The organism is Halomonas sp. FeN2 (assembly GCF_020595105.1).
Classification (GTDB): Bacteria; Pseudomonadota; Gammaproteobacteria; order Pseudomonadales; family Halomonadaceae; genus Vreelandella; species Vreelandella neptunia.
On record NZ_CP074200.1, the window covers coordinates 680,025 to 698,330 of the forward strand.

Genomic DNA, 18,306 nt, shown 5'->3' on the forward strand with positions numbered 1-18,306 from the left:
TCTGCTTTTCACTTCCCCTTCAGCTTTTCTTCCTCAGTCATTTAACTTCCTATATTGATTTTTATTACGCCGCTCTTTGCTGCGCCTTTTTGCGTGCTCGAATATCACTCATTTCTTAAGCCGAAGCATCGCTAAACGCTAATCGCCGCGCTATGATGCCTGCCTTCTAATTATTTGTCCTCGGCGAAGCTTGCGACGTTTAGGGCTTGCAATATTTCGGTCAGCATCAAGGGGGAGCGGGCACTATGAGCACGCCAATATCCGATGTACTTATCATTGGCGGCGGTGTCGCTGGGCTAACCCTTGCCTTGGAAGTGGCCGATCACAGATCAGTGACACTGGTTCGCCCCGCACAAGACGACCAAGGTGCCAGCCGCTGGGCCCAGGGCGGCATTGCCGCTGTGCTTTCGCCGGATGACGATCTCGATGCCCATATCAACGACACCCTGGTGGCTGGCGATGGGCTATGCGATAGCGAGGCCGTTCGCTTTACCGTCACCAATGGGCCCGCAGCCATTCAGTGGCTGATTGATAACGGCGTTCCCTTTACACCCGAGCACGACCCTGCCGCACGCTACCCGTATCACCTCACCCGAGAAGGCGGCCACAATGCCCGGCGAATTATCCACGCGGATGACGCCACCGGTCGCGCCGTGGTGGATACGCTGGTAGCCAAAGTGGCGCAGCATCCCAATATCACCCAGCGCAATGATTTAACCGTTGTTGGCCTGCTACAAGATAATCAAGGTGCCTGCCGTGGCGCCTATGGCAGCGATACTAACCAACAGTGGCACTCGCTCACTGCGCGCCATACCGTATTGGCCACTGGCGGCGCAAGCGGCCTTTACCGTCACACCACTACGCCCGCTCCTAGCAGCGGCGAAGGCATGATGATGGCGGCAGAGTTGGGGGCTCGGTTAATGAACCTAGAGTTTCAACAGTTTCACCCAACCTGTCTATTTGACCCCGAAGGCCCGGCGTTTTTGATTAGTGAGGCGGTTCGTGGTGAAGGCGGACATCTGCTCAATGAGGTCGGAGAGCGTTTTATGCTGGCGCTGGACAAGCGCGCCGAGCTAGCCCCAAGGGATGTCGTCGCCCGCGCCATTGATGCCGAAATACAGCGCAGCACCCTAGGCCACGTGTGGTTGGATATTCGCCATTTAGGTGAAAAGGCAATTTGCCACCACTTCCCCACTATTCTGGCGCACTGTGCTTCTCGCGGTATCGATATCACCCAGCAGGCTATTCCCGTGGTGCCTGCTGCCCACTATAGCTGCGGCGGTGTCGCCACCAACCTGCAAGGTGCCACCAATGTTGCCAACCTCTATGCCATCGGTGAAACAGCTTGCACAGGCCTGCACGGCGCTAACCGAATGGCCAGCAACTCACTATTAGAGTGTTTGGTGTTTGCACGCAGCTGTGCCCAAACGTTGCTCGCACAAGGGCAGGAACAATTCGGCCAAGCGGCCAGCAGTAGCGAATTTCAGCCCCCGGCGCGGGCTGCGGCGGCTGTCTTACCCAAGGAAGTACTCAGCGATATACGCCAACAAATGCGCACCACCATGAGCCAGCATGTCTCCATTGTGCGCAGCGCAGCGGGGCTAAGTGCTGCTCTGGCGCATTTGAAGGCGCTGCTAAACAGCCTGGAAGAGATTAACGGGGCCCTAACAGCCCCGGAAGGCAAACGCTTGCACCAGACACTACAGTTAGCAATATTGACCGTGCTCGCCGCTCAGCAGCGGCATGAGTCACGAGGACTGCATTACTCCACCGACTGGCCCCACCAACAGCCCACAGCCGTTGCCTCCTCGCTTTCGATAAACGATTTATCAGAGGCGTTAGAAAAAAATCGCTAGCGGCCAGGACGGTGGAACAACTGCCTTACCTCACGCAGACCTTTGTGAGGCGCGCTATCAGGCCAGAGCCAAACCCGCTGCGTACCCACATAAAGTCCTATTAACCAGGGCCCTAAATAGTCACAGCGAACCTGATCCGCGTCACTCAGATCCTCATTTCCCGTGAGAGCACCCACCTCATGCTGCGACTCGCGCAGCCAACGGCCTTGAACTTGTAGCGCCGTCAACGTCAGCGAGAGCACGCCTTTGGGTTGACGAAGATAGCCGCGCCACCCAAGGCCACCGCCCAGTACAAGCATCGCCACTGCTGCTAGCTTACCCCCGACCCAATAGCTCAACGCTACTAGCCCGATCAACAACCCACACTGGGCTAGTAGCCAATACTTAGAGGGTACGATAGGCAGAATTATCGGTGGTTTCAGCATGTTCAACGATCATTTGTACGATTCGCCGCTGGCTAGGCTCCTCGGGCCACTCGCGGTGCATTAGCCAGACAAACAGATCCTGATCTTCACCTTCAATGAGCTGCTGATAGGCCAGCTGATCCTCTTCGCTGAGATGGTCAAACCGCTGTTCAAGAAACGGGATAAGCAGCAGATCAAGCTCCCACATGCCGCGCCGGGAGTGCCAGTAAAGCCGTTTGCGCAAAATGGCTGCTGGGGAATTGTCGTCGTTCAACGTCAGCCGCTCCGATCTAATAAATGAAGGGTCAGTATACCTAAGCTGTGGGGTCGCGCCAGCGCCCTCCATCGCCTATGCTGTTAATGAGTCTAGAACCTTGTTTTATCTGAATTGTTTTATACTGAATTGCGCAGTATGCTGAATTTGATGTTAGCGAGGTCGAGAGCGCGTCAAGGCCTTCAATGTTCGCAGGGAGCCAACCGATGACTAAATCTGAATTAATCGAACAAATTGCGATGCGTCAGCCGGAGTTGTCCGCCAAAGATGTTGAAACGGCGGTGCGTATTATCCTGGACGATATGACGGATTCTCTTTCTAGCGGTGGTCGCGTTGAGATCCGTGGTTTCGGCAGCTTTTCGCTGCACTACCGGGAGCCGCGGGTAGGACGCAATCCAAAAACAGGCGATGCAGTTGATCTGGAAGGCAAGTACGTGCCGCACTTTAAGCCTGGCAAGGAGCTACGCGAGCAGGTAGACGCTAGTCGAGCACTAGGCTACTAAAACGCGACTATTCATTTCTGTGGGATGACGTCGCCGCTTGAGTCGTACACAATAGCGCTACCGTGAACGTCACAGACTAGGAAACTCACATGCGTTGGATCAAAGGGCTGATTCTAGCCGTTATTTTGCTGATAGTAGTGCTGGTCGGTATTCTGTTTGCCGTTAATAATCAGCAAACCATTGCCTTAAACCTTATTTGGCTGGAGCTACCAGCGGTATCGCTGTCGGTTTGGCTGCTCGCGACGTTGGTGTTTGGCGTCATACTCGGCATGCTCGCCATGCTAGGTGTCTACGTGAGATTAAAAGCCACCCTGGCCCGCAGCCAGCGACAGAATAAGCAGCAGCGTAAAGAGCTCGATAGCCTACGCACCCAGGAGTTTAAGGAACTGGCATAAATGCTGGATGTCGCGCTGCTAAGCGTACTGTTGGTCGCCATTGCCATCGGTTACGGGTTAGGTTATCACCAAGCCGGACGCCGCCGACATCGCTCCCGACCGCCCGCGGCCTCCTCGCAGGCGCTCTCCAGAGACTACTTCGTCGGGCTTAACTACCTGCTTAACGAGCAGCCCGACGAAGCGATCAATACCTTTATTAACGTGCTTGCAGTCAACAGCGAGACGGTTCATACCCATATCGCCCTCGGCAAACTGTTTCGCACCCGCGGCGAGGCTGATAAAGCGGTGAGCATTCACCAAAACCTGCTAGCACGCCCCGCCCTTTCCCAACACACCAACGAACAGATCCAGCTTGAGCTTGCCCGGGATTTTATGGCGCTTGGTGTTCATGACCGCGCACAGCGGCTACTCAATACGCTACTGGAGCATAGCGGTGATGATGATCACCGCTATGCTGCGAAACAGCTGCTCATTGATTTATTAGAGCGCGAAAAAGCGTGGCAGCAAGCCCTCGACGTTATCCAGCCGCTGCTTAAGCAGTATCCTAAGATGCGTCGTCCAGCGGCCCACTGGCTATGCGAGCTGGCGTTAGAGGAAATTAGCGAAGCCAGTCGACCACTGGCGAAAAAGCACCTCAAAAAAGCCCTGCAACTGGATGAAAACTGCGTTCGCGCCACCCTGCTACTAGCCGAATTAGAGATGGACAATGGGCACTATGAACGAGCGATTGAGCGATTAGATAACATCCCAGGGCAAGAGATAGCGCATATCCCCACCATGCTGCCCGCCCTCAAGCACGCCTATCTGCGCAATAATGATGAAGCTGGCTATGAAGCTCATCTTTACCGGCTACTTGAGCAAGCGCCTTACACCAGTACGATTATTGCGCTAGGGCAGCTCGTGCATCAGCGTGAAGGGGTCGACAAAGCAATTGAGTTGATTGGTGAGCGATTGCGCGCCGTGCCGAGTTTAGGTGGGCTGGATTATTTGATCGATCTGTATATTGAAAGCCAGCGCCTGAGTGGAAAACCCTCCCCGGATACGCGCCTACTGTTACTAAAACATCATACCGATGCGCTGCTGCTTAACCGCACGCGTCATCGCTGCCAGCGCTGCGGCTTTGCCAGCGACGCGTTACAGTGGCAGTGCCCCAGCTGTCGCTTCTGGGGCACGATTAAGCCGGTCATTGGTGTAGAGGGCGAATAGTTTTCACCAAGCAGAGGTATTCAGCGAGCCCCTAGTTCCGCCTCAATCGCCTCAAGCGCTACCATGGGGTCGTCAGCCTGAGTAACGGGGCGACCGATGACCAGGTGGCTGCTTCCCTCTGCCATAGCCTCACTGGGGCTCATCGTCCGCTGCTGGTCATTAGCGACTGCAAAACTTGGCCGAATACCAGGGGTCACTTTCAAGAACGACTCACCGCATAGCGTTTTGATCCGCGCGGACTCCTGGGCCGAACAGACGACCCCTTGTAAGCCACTCTGCTTCGCCAGCAGCGCTAAGCGCTCCACGTGATCGGCGAGTGGTGCCTGAATACCCAGCTCTGCTAAATCAGCGGCCTGCATACTGGTCAATACGGTAACGGCGATTAAATGGGTCGTTAGAGCATTCTGATCCAGGCGTTGCACTGCCGCCTCCATCATCCGGCGCCCGCCGCTGGCATGAACGTTGACCATCCACACGCCCTGCTCAGCCGCCGCCTGCACGGCGCTGGCAACGGTATTGGGAATATCGTGAAATTTAAGATCCAGAAACACCTCAAACCCACGCCCATGCAGCGCCTCAAGCACCGCCGGGCCGCTGCGGGTAAATAGCTCCTTACCCACTTTCACACGGCACCGGGCGGGATCCAACTGGTCAGCCATGCAAAGCGCGGCGTCTAGCGACGGGTAATCAAGGGCAATAATAATCGGGGAATCGGTGGCCACAACGTTGCTCCAAATACGTTTTGAACCATTATATCAGCCTCTACCTACTCCCCGCTCCCCCTCGCATGCAAGCTGCATGTAAGCCTTTTGCCATATATGAATAGCTAAAAACTTACAAGCCCCGTCATAGATCTCTTACAGAAACACGTTCTCAATAAAGCTAAGTTAGTAATGCATCGGCGTTTAACTTGCTCATTATTAACTCGGGCACGAGTAGAAACCTCTACGCAGCGCCGCTTGTGCAATCCAATCAACCCATCGTTATTAAAAGGATCATTGCAGATGAACATGACAATTAAAGGGATATTGGCCGCCCTACTGCTGAGCATTAGCTTAGGACTTTCCAGTGGCGTGCTGGCCCAAGAGGTAGCCCCAATTAACGTCAATACTGCCGACGCTGAGCTGCTGGCCGAACTACCGGGTATTGGGCCCAGTCGAGCCGACGCGATCATTGAAGAGCGCGAAACCAATGGCGCCTTTGAAAGCGCTGCAGACCTTGAGCGCGTCAATGGTATTGGACCAGCCACCGTTGACCGCATGCGCGATCAAGTGACATTTGAATAACCTCATTGAAGCGCATATTGATCGTTAAAAGTCCACAAAGCCCGGTGCTTACCCACGCCGGGCTTTGTGGATAGCGTGCTTTCAAATCATCCACATATCCAAGAATTTGTGTACCGGCATTGCTTCAAGGGTTGTCTGACGGCTGCATATTTCGGCAATTGTTTGGCAACGACTTGCTGGAAAGCGGGTCGCTAAATTGCGCTCAAACTTTTCAACCAATAGCGGCATCCCCTCTTCCCGACGACGTCGATGGCCTACCGGGTACTCCACTACGATTTTATCAGACGCACTCCCATCGCTGAAAAATACCTGCACCGCATTGGCGATAGAGCGCTTCTCAGGGTCATGGTAATCCGCCGAATACTCAGCGTTTTCTTCTACCACCATCTTATTACGCAGCTCATCTATCAGCGGATGCTCCTCATGAAAGCTATCTTCATAGTGTTCAGCATTAAGCGCACCAAAGATAAGCGGCACCGCGGTCATGTATTGCAGGCAGTGGTCGCGATCCGCCGGATTGGCGAGTGCGCCGGTTTTGGAAATAATCCGAATAGCCGAATCGTGGGTGGTGAGTACAATCCTATCGATCTCAGCCAAGCGATCCTTCACCTGCGGGTGGAGGGTTACGGCGGCTTCACAGGCGGTCTGGGCGTGAAATTCAGCCGGGAAGGAGATCTTAAACAGAATATTCTCCATCACGTAGCTACCAAACTCCCGCTGAAAGCGTAGGCGACGGTCAGCTTCCGGCTTGAGGCTCAAATCTTTGTTGGCATGACTGAACAGCACATCGTAGAAGCCCCATTGGGGCGCTGACAGCGCGCTGGGAATACCCATTTCACCACGCAGGGCGATATCCGCTAAGCGCACGCCCCGTGAAGTGGCATCCCCAGCGGCCCAGCTTTTACGCGAACCGGCGTTGGGCGCATGACGATAGGTGCGCAGGCTCTGACCATCTACCCAGGCGTGGGAGAGCGCCGAGAGCAACTGCTCGCGATTGGCGCCCAACAGTTTGGCGACCACCGCCGTAGAGGCGACTTTCACCAGCACCACGTGATCGAGACCAACGCGGTTGAAGCTATTCTCCAGCGCCAGCACCCCCTGAATCTCATGAGCCATGATCATGGCGTTGAGCACATCGCGCATTGTAAGCGCAGCGTCGCCTTGTGCAACCCGCTGCTGTGAATGGTGGTCAGCAACGGCGAGTATCCCACCCAGATTATCGGAGGGGTGACCCCACTCGGCGGCAAGCCAGGTGTCGTTATAATCCAACCAGCGGATGATACAGCCGATATCCCACGCCGCCTTAACCGGGTCCAGGCGCAGCGACGTGCCGGGCACTCGTGCCCCAAACGGAACCACCGTGCCTTCCACTATCGGCCCCAGATGCTTAGTACATTCAGGGAAACGTAGCGCCAACAGCCCGCAGCCAAGCGTATCCATTAAGCAGTAGCGGGCGGTTTCCAATTCCTCCTGTGACTCCACCTGATAATTGAGCACGTAGTCAGCAATGGACTGTAGCTCGGGGTCGTAATCAGGCCGCTGATTGGTTTCGGATGTGGCGGACATAGCACTCTCCTGTTGTATACCGATCCATTCAGTATGGCCCAGCGAAGGTTTATTAAAAGCTGTCGCCGGGTATACGAACTACCCCCTCCATCAACACCCGCGCACTGCGGCTCATGATTGCCTGCTCAATATGCCAGCGCCCATCTACTAGGTTTGCTTCCGCACCCACACGAAGACTTCCGGAAGGATGACCAAAAGTAACCTCGTTTCGCTTACCTCCACCGGCGGCTAGGTTCACCACAGTGCCTTCAATCGCCGCTGCGGCTGCTATAGCAACGGCTGCAGTGCCCATCATGGCGTGGTGTAGTTTGCCCATGGAGAGCGCTCGCACCAGCAGGTCGATATCGGCCGCCTGAACGTTTTTACCGCTCGATGATACGTAATCCGCCGGTGGGCTAACAAAAGCCACTTTGGGCGTGTGCTGGCGACTGGCGGCTTCGCTGACGTCGTTGATCAACCCCATACGAACTGCACCGTGGGCACGAATGGTTTCAAACATAGCCAGGGCTTTGCTGTCGCTATTGATGGCATCCTGCAGCTCGGCGCCGGTGTAACCAATGTCAGCGGCGTTAACAAATACAGTGGGAATACCGGCATTAATCAGGGTCGCTTTCAATATCCCCATGCCTGGCACGTCAAGCTGATCAATGAGATTACCGGTGGGAAAAATGGCCCCCTCGCCATCGGCCGGATCCATAAAGGCCACCGGAATCTCGGCAGCGGGAAAGGTCACGCCATCCAGCTCAAAATCGCCGGTCTCCTGCACTTCGCCATTGACGATAGGCACCCGTGAGACGATGGTTTTCTGGATATTCACCTGCCAAATGCGTACCTCGGCCACCCCGTTTTCAGGAATACGCGCAGGGCCAACAAGACCATTGGTAATTGCGAAAGGGCCGACCGCCGCGGAGAGGTTGCCGCAGTTACCGCTCCAATCCACATAGGGCTTGTCGATGGAGACCTGACCGAACAGGTAATCCACATCGTGTTCGGCTGACTCACTTTTCGACAGAATCACCGTCTTGCTAGTGCTTGAAGTGGCGCCCCCCATACCATCAATCTGCTTTTCGTAGGGGTCGGGGCTGCCGATTACCCGCAGCAGCAACTGATCCCGTGAGACACCCGGCCGCTGTGCCGCGTCGGGTAGGTCGCTTAGTTTAAAAAACACGCCCTTACTGGTACCGCCGCGCATATAGGTTGCGGGTATTTTTATTTGCGGTACGGGGTTTGTTTGCACTGAATCGCTGCTCATCATTACCACTCCTAAAAAAATAACCCGGTGCTCTAAGCTTGTTTCGAAAAGCTAGATTCGAAAAACTAGGTTCGAAAAGCTAAAGGCACCGGGTTCTCTCGGTCAGCTAGGCCACTTCAATTAAGCCGCCGTGGACTCAAGAAAGTCTTGGGCAAAGCGCTGCAGTACACCACCGGCGGTGTAAATCGACACCTCCTCGGCGGTGTCCAAGCGGCACTTCACCGCAACCCGCTCGCTGTCACCGTTTTGGGGGTGGATCACCAGGGTGAGCATCGCCCCTGGCGAAACGGTGCCTTCGACATCAAAGGTTTCAGTGCCGTCCAGGCCCAGTGTCATACGCGTAGTCCCAGGCTCAAACTCCAGCGGCATCACCCCCATACCGATCAGGTTGGTGCGGTGGATACGCTCAAAGCCTTCGGCGGCAATCGCTTCCACCCCCGCCAGCGCCACGCCTTTAGCCGCCCAATCACGCGAGGAGCCCTGGCCGTAATCCGCCCCGGCAATAATGATCAGCGGCTGCTTGCGAGCCATATAGGTTTCAATCGCCTCCCACATGCGGGTGACTTGGCCTTCCGGCTCTACCCGCGCCAGCGAGCCCTGTTTAACGTTGCCGTCGGCATCGCGCACCATCTCGTTGAACAATTTCGGGTTGGCGAAGGTGGCCCGCTGAGCAGTTAGGTGGTCACCGCGGTGGGTGGCGTAGGAGTTAAAGTCCTCCTCCGGCAGGCCCATTTTGGCCAAGTATTCGCCCGCTGCGCTGTTCAACTGAATAGCGTTGGAAGGCGACAGGTGGTCGGTAGTGATATTGTCCGGCAGGATCGCCAGCGGCCGCATGCCTTTGAGGGTGCGTACTTTCGCCATATTGCCCTCCCAATAAGGCGGCCGGCGGATATAGGTGCTCTGGGGCCGCCAGTCATACAGCGGGCTGACCTGGGCGCGGGCGCTCTTATCCAGATCGAACATGGGGATATAGGTCTGACGGAACTGCTCCGGCTTCACCGATGATTTGACGATCGCGTCGATCTCTTCATCCGCTGGCCAGATATCTTTCAAGGTGACTGGGTTGCCCGCCTGATCCACGCCCAGGACGTCTTTTTCGATATCAAAGCGAATCGTGCCCGCAATGGCGTAGGCGACCACCAGGGGCGGTGACGCCAAAAACGCCTGCTGGGCGTGGGGGTGAATGCGCCCATCGAAGTTGCGGTTGCCAGAAAGCACGGCGGTCGCATAGAGATCCCGCTCAATAATCTCCTGCTGAATTTTTGGATCTAGCGCCCCGGACATACCGTTGCAGGTAGTACAGGCGTAGGCCACCACCCCGAAGCCAAGATTTTCCAGTTCGCTCATCAAACCGGCTTCTTCCAGGTACATCTTGACGGTTTTCGAGCCCGGCGCCAGCGACGACTTCACCCACGGCTTACGCAGCAGACCCAGCCGATTGGCGTTACGGGCAATTAGCCCGGCGGCAACCATATTACGTGGGTTAGAGGTATTGGTGCAGCTGGTGATGGCGGCGATGATAACCGCGCCATCGGGCATTTTGCCCGATTTCTCTTCCGCCTGTGCTGCCTCAAGCCCTACTGCAATGCCGCGCTGTGCCAGTTCTGAAGTAGGCAAATGAGCGTGGGGATTGGAAGGCCCCGCCAGAGTGCGTTTCACCGATGAGAGGTCAAAGGTTAGCACTCGCTCATACTCAACCTCGGTCAAGCTATCCGCCCACAGGCCGGTGTGCTTGGCGTAGGTTTCAACCAGTGCAACCTGTTCATCTTCACGGCCGGTAATTTTCAGGTAATCGATAGTTTGGCCATCGATGTAGAACATCGCCGCGGTCGCGCCGTACTCGGGGGTCATATTGGAAATAGTGGCGCGATCGCCGACCGTTAGGGCATCGGCGCCATCGCCGTAAAACTCTAAATACGCGCCGACGACGCGCTCTTTACGCAGAAACTCGGTAATCGCCAGCACCATATCGGTACCGGTAATGCCAGGTTGCAGCTTGCCGGTCAGCTCCACGCCGACGATATCCGGCAGGCGCATCATGGAGGCACGGCCCAGCATGACGCTTTCAGCTTCCAAGCCACCCACACCTACGGAGATAACGCCCAGGGCATCGACCATGGGTGTATGGCTATCGGTACCCACACAGGTATCCGGGTAGGCAATGCCGTCGCGGTTCTGTACCACTGGCGACATCTTCTCCAGATTGATCTGGTGCATGATGCCGTTGCCGGGGGGAATCACATCAACGTTTTCAAAGGCCGTTTTAGTCCAGTTAATAAAGTGGAAGCGGTCATCGTTGCGGCGGTCTTCAATGGCGCGGTTTTTCTCGAAGGCGCCCTCTTCCGACCCTGCGTGCTCCACCGCCAGCGAGTGGTCAACGATTAGCTGGGTAGGCACTACAGGATTAACCTTGGCGGGGTCGCCGCCCTTTTCAGCGATGGCGTCACGCAGCCCGGCTAAGTCCACCAGTGCGGTCTGGCCGAGAATATCGTGGCAGACCACGCGCGCGGGGTACCAAGGGAAATCCAGGTCACTCTTGCGCTCGATCAGCTGTTTTAGCGCATCGGTAAGCAGTTCAGGATCGCAGCGGCGCACCAACTGCTCCGCCAGCACACGTGAGGTATAGGGCAGCTGCGCATAGGCTCCGGGCTGAATATCTTCCACCGCCTCGCGAGCATCAAAAAACTCAAGCGCTGTGCCAGGCAGGGGTTTACGGTATTGGGTATTCATAGCAGACAGACTCACAAGAAGGGGGCTGAAAAAAGCCCGGTGTCCAAGTAACCGGGCAACAGGCGGTTCAGTCTCGCGCTTCTATCGACACCCACTCGCTCTTCTCAGGGCCAGTGTAATCGGCGCTAGGGCGAATAATGCGGTTATTGGCGCGCTGCTCAAATACGTGCGCCGCCCAGCCAGTCAGCCGTGACATCACAAAAATCGGCGTAAACAGCTTGGTGGGTATATCCATGAAGTGATAAGCGCTGGCGTGGAAGAAATCCGCGTTACAAAACAGTTTCTTCTCGCGCCACATAACCGCTTCGACACGCTCGGAAACCGGGTAAAGCACCTTATCGCCCACATCGTCAGAGAGCTTCTTGGACCAGTGCTTGATAATCGCGTTGCGCGGGTCGGACTCGCGATAAATCGCATGCCCAAAGCCCATGATTTTATCCTTACGCTCCAGCATGCCCATGATCTTGCTTTCTGCTTCTTCTGGCGACTGCCAATCCTCGATCATCGCCATGGCCGCTTCGTTGGCACCGCCATGCAGGGGGCCGCGCAGCGAACCAATCGCACCGGTTATGCAGGAATGCATATCGGAAAGCGTTGAGGCGCAGACCCTGGCAGTAAAGGTAGAGGCGTTAAACTCATGCTCAGCGTAGAGAATCAGCGATACGTTCATGACCCGCGCATGCAGCTCTGAGGCGGGCTCGCCGCGTAGCATGTTAAGGAAATGGCCGCCTACCGAGTCGTCATCCGTTTCGGTATCAATGCGCACGCCGTCGTGGGTGAAGCGGTACCAGTAGCAGATAATTGAGGGCAAAACCGCCAGCAACCGGTCAGCAACATCCTGCTGCTGGTCGAAATTCTCCTCGGTTTCCAGATTGCCCAGCATTGAGGTGCCGGTGCGCATTACATCCATGGGGTGGGCGTCTTTGGGAATCTGCTCGAGCACTGTTTTCAGTGCATCGGGCAGGCCACGCAGGCTTTTCAGCTTGGCGATGTAGTGATCCAGCTCGGCTTGATTGGGCAGTTTGCCTTTTAACAGCAGGTAAGCCACTTCTTCGAATTTGGCTTTTTCGGCCAGCTCTTTGATATCAAAGCCACGGTAGGTCAGGCCTGAACCGGTTTTGCCTACTGTGCATAGCGCGGTAGAACCAGCGCTCTGGCCACGCAGCCCTGCGCCTGTCACGGGTTTATCAGCCATGGTATGTCTCCTGTTACTGCTATTGTTTTTAAGTATTTAGGCTCTTCGTCATTCGGTATGGAATTATTTCTGACAGTCTGACAGTTGACCTGTGGGAGGTAGCTTTAGCTCGCGACCGTTTAGCCTGACAACACCGGGGTACCTTCGGCACCCTTCGTCGAAGTGTCGAACCACCGCTGGAAGCGGCCTCCCACAACAGAAAGCTGGCTTAGTGGTTTCTGTCTGAACCGTGAGGCACAAAATGTGCCGGTTAATATTAAATCCACTTTAGATGACGAATAACCATTATTTAATGTTGCCAAGTCGTTAAGCGGCACTTGGTTACTGGTCATCACCTTTCTCGGCAAACAAAGCATCCAGCTTCTGCTCAAAATCGTGGTAGTTCAGAAAGTCGTAGAGTTCGTCGCGGGTTTGCATCAGCGGCACGACGTCTTTTTGATGGCCGTTGTCGAGGATGCTTTGATAGACCTGCAGTGCCGCAGCGTTCATAGCGCGGAAGGCCGAGAGCGGGTAAAGCACCATGCGGCAGCCAACGTCACCAAGTTCCGTTTGCGTAAATAGCGGAGTAGCGCCGAACTCGGTGATGTTAGCCAAAATGGGCGCATTGACCCGTTCACAGAAGGCTTTGTAATCATCCATGGTATGAACCGCTTCGGCGAAGATGGCATCTGCCCCTGCTTCCACGCAGGCGTTTGCCCGCTCAATGGCCGCATCGAGTCCTTCTTTTTGAAACGCATCGGTGCGGGCAATCAAATAGAAGTCGGGGTCGATCTTGGCATCGGCGGCAGCTTTAATGCGGTCGACCATCTCCTGCTGAGAGACAATTGCTTTATTGGGGCGGTGGCCACAGCGCTTTTGGGCCACCTGGTCTTCCATATGTACCGCGGCCACGCCAGCGCGCTGCATTTCTTTTACTGTGCGTGCAATATTGAAGGCACCGCCCCAACCGGTATCGATATCCACCAGCAGTGGCAGCTCGGTAGCACCGCAGATACGGTGGGCATCTTCCACCACGTCATTCATGGTCGTCATGCCCAGATCCGGCAAGCCGAAAGAGGCGTTGGCGACGCCGCCACCAGAGAGATAAATGGCTTGGTGGCCAACCTTGTCGGCCATTAACGCTGTGTAGGCATTAATGGTACCTAAGATCGGCAGCGGGCGGTTAGCCTCAAGCGCGGCTCGAAACCGGGCGCCGGGAGTCATCTGGGACATGGGCGTTTCTCCTATTGCTAATTTCTAGTTATGTTTTAGCTTTGTGATATAGATGCTGACTGTTCTAAGGCCGCTGCATAGCGATCCGCCACATTGGCGCGAGAGGCGCTGACATGGCGGCGCATGAGCAGCTCGGCCAGCTCCGCATCACCGGCTTCAATGGCATCAACAATGCGATGGTGCTCCACAAAGGCGCGCTGCGGTCGCGTGCCGCTGGCACTGAACTGAGTGCGATAAAGGCGCACAAGGTAGTAAAGGTCGTCGCAGAGCAGGTTCATTAGCATCTTGTTATGGCTGCCCTGAACGATGCAGTAGTGAAAATCGAGATCACCTTCGCGCTGGTAGTAAGCTTCGCCGCGCTTTAAATCGGCTTGGCCTTCGTGCAGCGCCAGCACATCCCGCAAACCCTGAACCTCTGCCGGTGACATATGCTCAGCCGCCAAGCGCGCCGCCATACTTTCCAGGGCTTCACGCAGGTCAAACAGCTCTAAAAGCTCCTTCATCGAGAGCTTAACCACCCGGGCACCCACATGAGGAACGCGCTCGATGAGGCGGTGGGCTTCCAAGCGCCGCATCGCCTCGCGCAACGGCCCTCGGGAGATACCATAGGTTTTAGATAGCCCCGGCTCGGTAATCTTACTGCCGGGAGCAAGCTCGCCGCGTACGATGGCATCTTGCAACTGATGAAATACCCGCTCGGCGAGCGTGCGTACTTCAGGGGTTGCCATTTCATGCGGCGAGGCGTCGGAATAAGAAGAAATGGGTAAGCTCATGGCAAATTGTCGACAATTAGAAACATAGCGAAACTTTAGCCCCGCGAACCACAGCCGTCAACCTGCTTATAAAGCGACTTTATACATCTTTCGTTGTAGGCAAAAAGTCTATCTGCAAAAACAGTGTCAACAATCATGTTTCGAGCGTGAGAATTGCGTCAATCGCATGACTGGTGCCGATCTTCAACGACCTCTACCATATGCAGCCCTCTTACCGGCCAGGCGTTTGCTTAATGAACCAGGCGTTGACGATCACTGCCCTGCCCTATTCACCCGACCCACTGGGAATATTCGCCTGCCTACGTGCCAGGCCCGGTGCGGTGCTGCTCGATAGTGGCCGCCCTATCGCCACCGGTCGCTTTGATATTATCAGCAGCGACCCGCTTGCCACCCTTGAAGTGGCTCATCATGGCGAAGCGAGTATTGCGTCGGATCAGCTTAGCCCACCGGCGCACATAACTAGCGATGCGTTTGCCCTGCAGCAGTGGCTACTGGATCAACTGGATATTCCTAATAAAACCAGTGAACTCCCTTTTCTAGGCGGGCTAATAGGTTACTGGGGCTACGATTTAGGGCGTAAAACCTTATCGATCAAGAGTGCTCAGGCAAGCCCTGTCACGTTACCGCAAGCCCGTTTGGGACTTTACGACTGGTGTATCACCCTGGATCACATGGCCCAGCAGGCGTGGTTGATCGCCACCCCGCAGCGCCGTGAGCAGGTGGAAAGCTGGCTTATCCAGGCGCCAGCGCCGACTTGCGCGTTTACATTGACGAATAGCTTTAAAGCAGAACTCAGCCATGACCAATACGTCGCACGCTTTAACGCTGTGCAGCGCTATATTCGCGCGGGTGACTGCTATCAGATCAACCTGGCTCAGCGCTTTTATGCCGACTACCAGGGGGATGAGTGGCAGGCGTACCTACAGTTACGCAAAGCGACCCCCACGCCCTATTCAGGTTTTATGGCCTGGGGCGATAAGGCCGTGCTGTCACTTTCCCCCGAACGGTTTATTCAGTGCCGCAACGGCGAGGTCGAAACACGGCCGATTAAAGGTACCCGTCCGCGAGGGGCCACACTTGAAGAGGATAAGGCGCTGGCGGAACAGCTATTGAGCAGCACTAAAGATCGCGCTGAAAATGTGATGATCGTTGACCTACTGCGCAATGACCTGGGTCGTGTCTGCCAGCCCGGCTCCATTCGCGTTCCGCAGCTATGCCGCCTAGAGAGCTATCCTAACGTGCACCACTTAGTCAGCGTGGTGCAAGGAACGCTGGCCGGCAACTACACCCCTCTGGCACTGCTTAAGGCGGCCTTTCCCGGCGGCTCAATTACCGGCGCCCCAAAAATTCGCGCGATGCAGATCATCGATGAACTAGAACCCTGCCAGCGCAGTGTTTATTGTGGCAGCCTTGGCTATGTCGATGTGCGCGGCAGCATGGATACCTCCATCGCTATTCGCACCATGGTAGCCGAGGCGGGAAGACTGCATGTATGGGGCGGCGGGGGTCTAGTTGCAGACTCGAAAGCGGACGAAGAGTACACCGAGACACTGGATAAAATTCGTCACCTTATAGGCGCTTTGGAATAAGCAGCGCGAGCTCTATATCAAAAAGGAATATAAAAGCCAAACTAAATGGTATTGGGGTTCGCTGCCTCCTGTTTGGTAGCCTAGTCAGTATTATTTAACTTTCGATATTTAATTCTCGATTAGGAGGCAGTATGTCCTCAGAGCTTGAAGCGATTAACAGAGATTTCGCAAATAACCCTCAAGGGTTAGTTGAGTGGGCGCTGGCCCAGGGTGCACGGCCTATTTGCACCACCAACTTTCGCCCCTTTGAGGCAGTGATTCTGCATATGGTTAGCCAGGTGCGTCCGGATATTCCCATCGTGTGGATGGACAGCGGCTACAACACCGAGGCGACTTATCAATTCGCTGACGAGGTGATAAAGCAACTCAACCTAAACATCGTGAGCTTTGTGCCCCGGCGCACACGCGCTCACCGTGAAGCGCTGGAAGGCCCCATGCCTGGTATCGATGACCCGCGCCACGCGGCCTTTACTCAGGAAGTCAAAATTGAGCCCTTCGAACGCGCACTGCGTGAAATGCAGCCCGACGTATGGTTCACAGCACTGCGTGCTGAAGACACCCCCGAGCGCGCAAAAATGCAGCCGGTTAGCCGCAACAGCGATGGCCTATTGAAAGTCGCCCCGCTGCTGCAGTGGAGCGCCAAAGATATGTACCAGTATCTACAGGCGCATGATCTACCCAACAACTTCGACTACTTCGACCCTACCAAGGTGGAAGAGAAGCGCGAGTGCGGGCTGCATTTACAGCACTAACGCCACACTGCGGGTTAATACTCTGGCAGGTTCAGGTCGTCAAACAGCGACTGCTCATGGCGCGGGCCTGCCGTTAGTGCCTCATCAACCCGGTCACGGGTTAAGTGAGGCGCAAAGCGCTCCAAAAAGTCATACATGTAGCCGCGCATAAAGGTGCCACGGCGGATACCAATTTTGGTCGTGGAGCTGGCAAATAGATGGCTCGCATCCAGTGCCACCAAATCCTCATCAAGCGCCTCGTCCACGGCCATATGGGCCACAATTCCCACGCCCATGCCCAGCCGCACGTAGGTCTTGATCACGTCGGCATCTGCGGCGGTTAGCACCACATTGGGCGTTAACCCTTTCGCTTTAAAAGCATCGTCTAACTGCGAGCGACCGGTAAACCCGAATACGTAGGTAACCAAGGGATGCTCACCAAGTGCCTCAAGGGTCAACGGGCCCTGATGAGTCGCCAGTGGGTGCCCCTTAGGCACCAGAACGCAGCGGTTCCAGCGATAGCAGGGCAGCAGCACTAAATCGGTAAATAGCTCTAACGACTCGGTCGCGATGGCGAAATCGGCCTGCCCTTCACTGACCATCTGCGCGATCTGCTTGGGCGTACCCTGCTGCATATGTAGGGCAACATCGGGGTATTTCAGGGTGAATTCGCTGATAATGGGGGGCAGCGCGTAGCGAGCCTGGGTATGGGTCGTGGCAATGGCCAGACTGCCGCGGCGCTCATCGCTATGCTCCTGGGCCACCTGTTTGATGTTTTCGGTGAGGCGTAGTACCTGCCCGGCCAGGTCGATAATCGACTGCCCAGCAGGCGTCACTCGTGTCAGGTGCTTGCCGCTGCGTGCAAAAATCTCGACGCCAAGCTCATCTTCTAACAAACGAATCTGCTTGGAGATACCCGGCTGTGAGGTAAATAAATTCTGTGCTGTGGCCGAGACGTTCAGGTTATGTCGATTGACTTCCCAGATATAGCGTAGCTGTTGTAGCTTCATATCCTCACCTTATTTATTCTTTATACAGATCCATGTAGACCGTATTTCGATGTAGACCGAACCTTTCAGCACACTCATGCGCAGTGGCTACATCACGTCTGACTGGTGGCGTTGATGACTAGTCACTCTACAGCACCATATAGAATAAAAAACACCATGATAATATCTTTATATTATAAAAAAAACGTCCTACCAGCACTCATTAATTTCTGCTATTTAGTTAACTCATCATGCAGGAAATTTGCCAGCAACCTTCGCGCCCGCTAACATCTGCCCACGCTTATCGCGATAGACATGAGGCGTGGTGAACGAGCGCCAATTGAT

17 protein-coding genes are annotated in these 18,306 nt (G+C 55.3%); 7 read left to right on the forward strand and 10 right to left on the reverse strand.

Annotated features, from left to right (window positions below; genetic code table 11):
- Positions 1-245 precede the first annotated feature (245 nt).
- On the forward strand, positions 246-1,856 hold the full coding sequence (gene nadB / locus KF947_RS03215) for an L-aspartate oxidase (protein ID WP_227405432.1): 1,611 nt from the start codon (positions 246-248) through the stop codon (positions 1,854-1,856).
- On the opposite strand, the gene KF947_RS03220 is transcribed toward nadB, so the two are convergent.
- Together KF947_RS03220 and KF947_RS03225 are read right to left on the reverse strand one after the other, a co-directional pair.
- Positions 1,853-2,281 carry a hypothetical protein gene (locus KF947_RS03220; RefSeq protein ID WP_227405433.1) on the reverse strand — a complete coding sequence of 143 codons (429 nt, stop codon included), beginning with the start codon at positions 2,279-2,281 and terminating at the stop codon, positions 1,853-1,855. The two genes, nadB and KF947_RS03220, sit on opposite strands and share 4 nt — an antisense overlap.
- Entirely contained in the window at positions 2,241-2,534 is a 294-nt protein-coding gene (locus tag KF947_RS03225; protein WP_133732749.1) for a succinate dehydrogenase assembly factor 2, read from the reverse strand. Before KF947_RS03225 ends, KF947_RS03220 begins: the two co-directional genes overlap by 41 nt.
- A gap of 206 nt (positions 2,535-2,740) precedes the next feature.
- Here KF947_RS03225 and KF947_RS03230 point away from each other — a divergent pair, with 206 nt between their 5' ends.
- From KF947_RS03230 to lapB, 3 genes are all read left to right on the forward strand, one after another.
- Positions 2,741-3,037, forward strand: a complete 297-nt coding sequence (locus tag KF947_RS03230) for an integration host factor subunit beta (RefSeq protein WP_007113226.1) — start codon at positions 2,741-2,743, stop codon at positions 3,035-3,037.
- A gap of 89 nt (positions 3,038-3,126) precedes the next feature.
- A complete protein-coding gene (locus tag KF947_RS03235) occupies positions 3,127-3,432 on the forward strand; it encodes a lipopolysaccharide assembly LapA domain-containing protein (RefSeq protein ID WP_027958442.1) in 306 nt (101 codons plus the stop codon).
- Positions 3,433-4,638 carry a lipopolysaccharide assembly protein LapB gene (lapB, locus tag KF947_RS03240; protein ID WP_227405434.1) on the forward strand — a complete coding sequence of 402 codons (1,206 nt, stop codon included), beginning with the start codon at positions 3,433-3,435 and terminating at the stop codon, positions 4,636-4,638.
- Positions 4,639-4,658: 20 nt separating this feature from the next.
- On the opposite strand, the gene pyrF is transcribed toward lapB, so the two are convergent.
- The gene (gene pyrF, locus KF947_RS03245) at positions 4,659-5,360 is read right to left on the reverse strand and encodes an orotidine-5'-phosphate decarboxylase (RefSeq protein WP_227405435.1); all 702 of its coding nucleotides are present in this window, start codon (positions 5,358-5,360) and stop codon (positions 4,659-4,661) included.
- Between the two features lie 282 nt (positions 5,361-5,642).
- On the opposite strand from pyrF, the gene KF947_RS03250 reads away from it, so the two are divergent.
- Positions 5,643-5,924, forward strand: a complete 282-nt coding sequence (locus KF947_RS03250; RefSeq protein WP_133732752.1) for a ComEA family DNA-binding protein — start codon at positions 5,643-5,645, stop codon at positions 5,922-5,924.
- A gap of 81 nt (positions 5,925-6,005) precedes the next feature.
- Here KF947_RS03250 and KF947_RS03255 read toward each other — a convergent pair whose 3' ends face one another.
- The 6 genes from KF947_RS03255 to KF947_RS03280 all read right to left on the reverse strand — a co-directional run bounded on the left by KF947_RS03255 (position 6,006) and on the right by KF947_RS03280 (position 14,652).
- Entirely contained in the window at positions 6,006-7,490 is a 1,485-nt protein-coding gene (locus tag KF947_RS03255; RefSeq protein ID WP_227405436.1) for a bifunctional 2-methylcitrate dehydratase/aconitate hydratase, read from the reverse strand.
- A 52-nt stretch (positions 7,491-7,542) separates the two neighbouring features.
- Positions 7,543-8,742, reverse strand: a complete 1,200-nt coding sequence (gene prpF / locus KF947_RS03260) for a 2-methylaconitate cis-trans isomerase PrpF (protein ID WP_227405437.1) — start codon at positions 8,740-8,742, stop codon at positions 7,543-7,545.
- 120 nt (positions 8,743-8,862) lie between these two features.
- Positions 8,863-11,472 (reverse strand): Fe/S-dependent 2-methylisocitrate dehydratase AcnD, encoded by a 2,610-nt coding sequence (acnD, locus tag KF947_RS03265; protein ID WP_227405438.1) that lies wholly within the window; start codon positions 11,470-11,472, stop codon positions 8,863-8,865.
- Positions 11,473-11,539: 67 nt separating this feature from the next.
- Positions 11,540-12,667 carry a 2-methylcitrate synthase gene (prpC, locus tag KF947_RS03270; protein WP_227405439.1) on the reverse strand — a complete coding sequence of 376 codons (1,128 nt, stop codon included), beginning with the start codon at positions 12,665-12,667 and terminating at the stop codon, positions 11,540-11,542.
- A 321-nt stretch (positions 12,668-12,988) separates the two neighbouring features.
- The gene (prpB, locus tag KF947_RS03275; protein ID WP_227405440.1) at positions 12,989-13,879 is read right to left on the reverse strand and encodes a methylisocitrate lyase; all 891 of its coding nucleotides are present in this window, start codon (positions 13,877-13,879) and stop codon (positions 12,989-12,991) included.
- 35 nt (positions 13,880-13,914) lie between these two features.
- A complete protein-coding gene (locus KF947_RS03280) occupies positions 13,915-14,652 on the reverse strand; it encodes a GntR family transcriptional regulator (RefSeq protein ID WP_227405441.1) in 738 nt (245 codons plus the stop codon).
- Positions 14,653-14,885: 233 nt separating this feature from the next.
- Between KF947_RS03280 and pabB the strand changes: the two genes are divergently transcribed.
- Both pabB and KF947_RS03290 read left to right on the forward strand, forming a co-directional pair.
- Positions 14,886-16,241, forward strand: coding sequence for an aminodeoxychorismate synthase component I (pabB, locus tag KF947_RS03285; protein ID WP_227405442.1), 1,356 nt, complete (start codon positions 14,886-14,888; stop codon positions 16,239-16,241).
- 131 nt (positions 16,242-16,372) lie between these two features.
- Complete coding sequence (locus KF947_RS03290) at positions 16,373-16,993, forward strand: phosphoadenosine phosphosulfate reductase family protein (RefSeq protein ID WP_227405443.1); 621 nt, start codon at positions 16,373-16,375, stop codon at positions 16,991-16,993.
- Between the two features lie 14 nt (positions 16,994-17,007).
- On the opposite strand, the gene cysB is transcribed toward KF947_RS03290, so the two are convergent.
- On the reverse strand, positions 17,008-17,982 hold the full coding sequence (cysB, locus tag KF947_RS03295) for an HTH-type transcriptional regulator CysB (RefSeq protein WP_133732761.1): 975 nt from the start codon (positions 17,980-17,982) through the stop codon (positions 17,008-17,010).
- Positions 17,983-18,306 lie beyond the last annotated feature (324 nt).

Excerpts from the sequence above, each read along its gene's own strand:
- nadB (WP_227405432.1), top strand. The coding sequence starts at position 246 with ATGAGCACGCCAATATCCGATGTACTTATCATTGGCGGCGGTGTCGCT.
- KF947_RS03220 (WP_227405433.1), bottom strand. The coding sequence starts at position 2,281 with ATGCTGAAACCACCGATAATTCTGCCTATCGTACCCTCTAAGTATTGG.
- KF947_RS03230 (WP_007113226.1), top strand. The coding sequence starts at position 2,741 with ATGACTAAATCTGAATTAATCGAACAAATTGCGATGCGTCAGCCGGAG.
- KF947_RS03235 (WP_027958442.1), top strand. The coding sequence starts at position 3,127 with ATGCGTTGGATCAAAGGGCTGATTCTAGCCGTTATTTTGCTGATAGTA.
- lapB (WP_227405434.1), top strand. The coding sequence starts at position 3,433 with ATGCTGGATGTCGCGCTGCTAAGCGTACTGTTGGTCGCCATTGCCATC.
- KF947_RS03250 (WP_133732752.1), top strand. The coding sequence starts at position 5,643 with ATGAACATGACAATTAAAGGGATATTGGCCGCCCTACTGCTGAGCATT.
- KF947_RS03255 (WP_227405436.1), bottom strand. The coding sequence starts at position 7,490 with ATGTCCGCCACATCCGAAACCAATCAGCGGCCTGATTACGACCCCGAG.
- prpF (WP_227405437.1), bottom strand. The coding sequence starts at position 8,742 with ATGAGCAGCGATTCAGTGCAAACAAACCCCGTACCGCAAATAAAAATA.
- acnD (WP_227405438.1), bottom strand. The coding sequence starts at position 11,472 with ATGAATACCCAATACCGTAAACCCCTGCCTGGCACAGCGCTTGAGTTT.
- prpC (WP_227405439.1), bottom strand. The coding sequence starts at position 12,667 with ATGGCTGATAAACCCGTGACAGGCGCAGGGCTGCGTGGCCAGAGCGCT.
- prpB (WP_227405440.1), bottom strand. The coding sequence starts at position 13,879 with ATGTCCCAGATGACTCCCGGCGCCCGGTTTCGAGCCGCGCTTGAGGCT.
- KF947_RS03280 (WP_227405441.1), bottom strand. The coding sequence starts at position 14,652 with ATGAGCTTACCCATTTCTTCTTATTCCGACGCCTCGCCGCATGAAATG.
- pabB (WP_227405442.1), top strand. The coding sequence starts at position 14,886 with ATGAACCAGGCGTTGACGATCACTGCCCTGCCCTATTCACCCGACCCA.
- KF947_RS03290 (WP_227405443.1), top strand. The coding sequence starts at position 16,373 with ATGTCCTCAGAGCTTGAAGCGATTAACAGAGATTTCGCAAATAACCCT.
- cysB (WP_133732761.1), bottom strand. The coding sequence starts at position 17,982 with ATGAAGCTACAACAGCTACGCTATATCTGGGAAGTCAATCGACATAAC.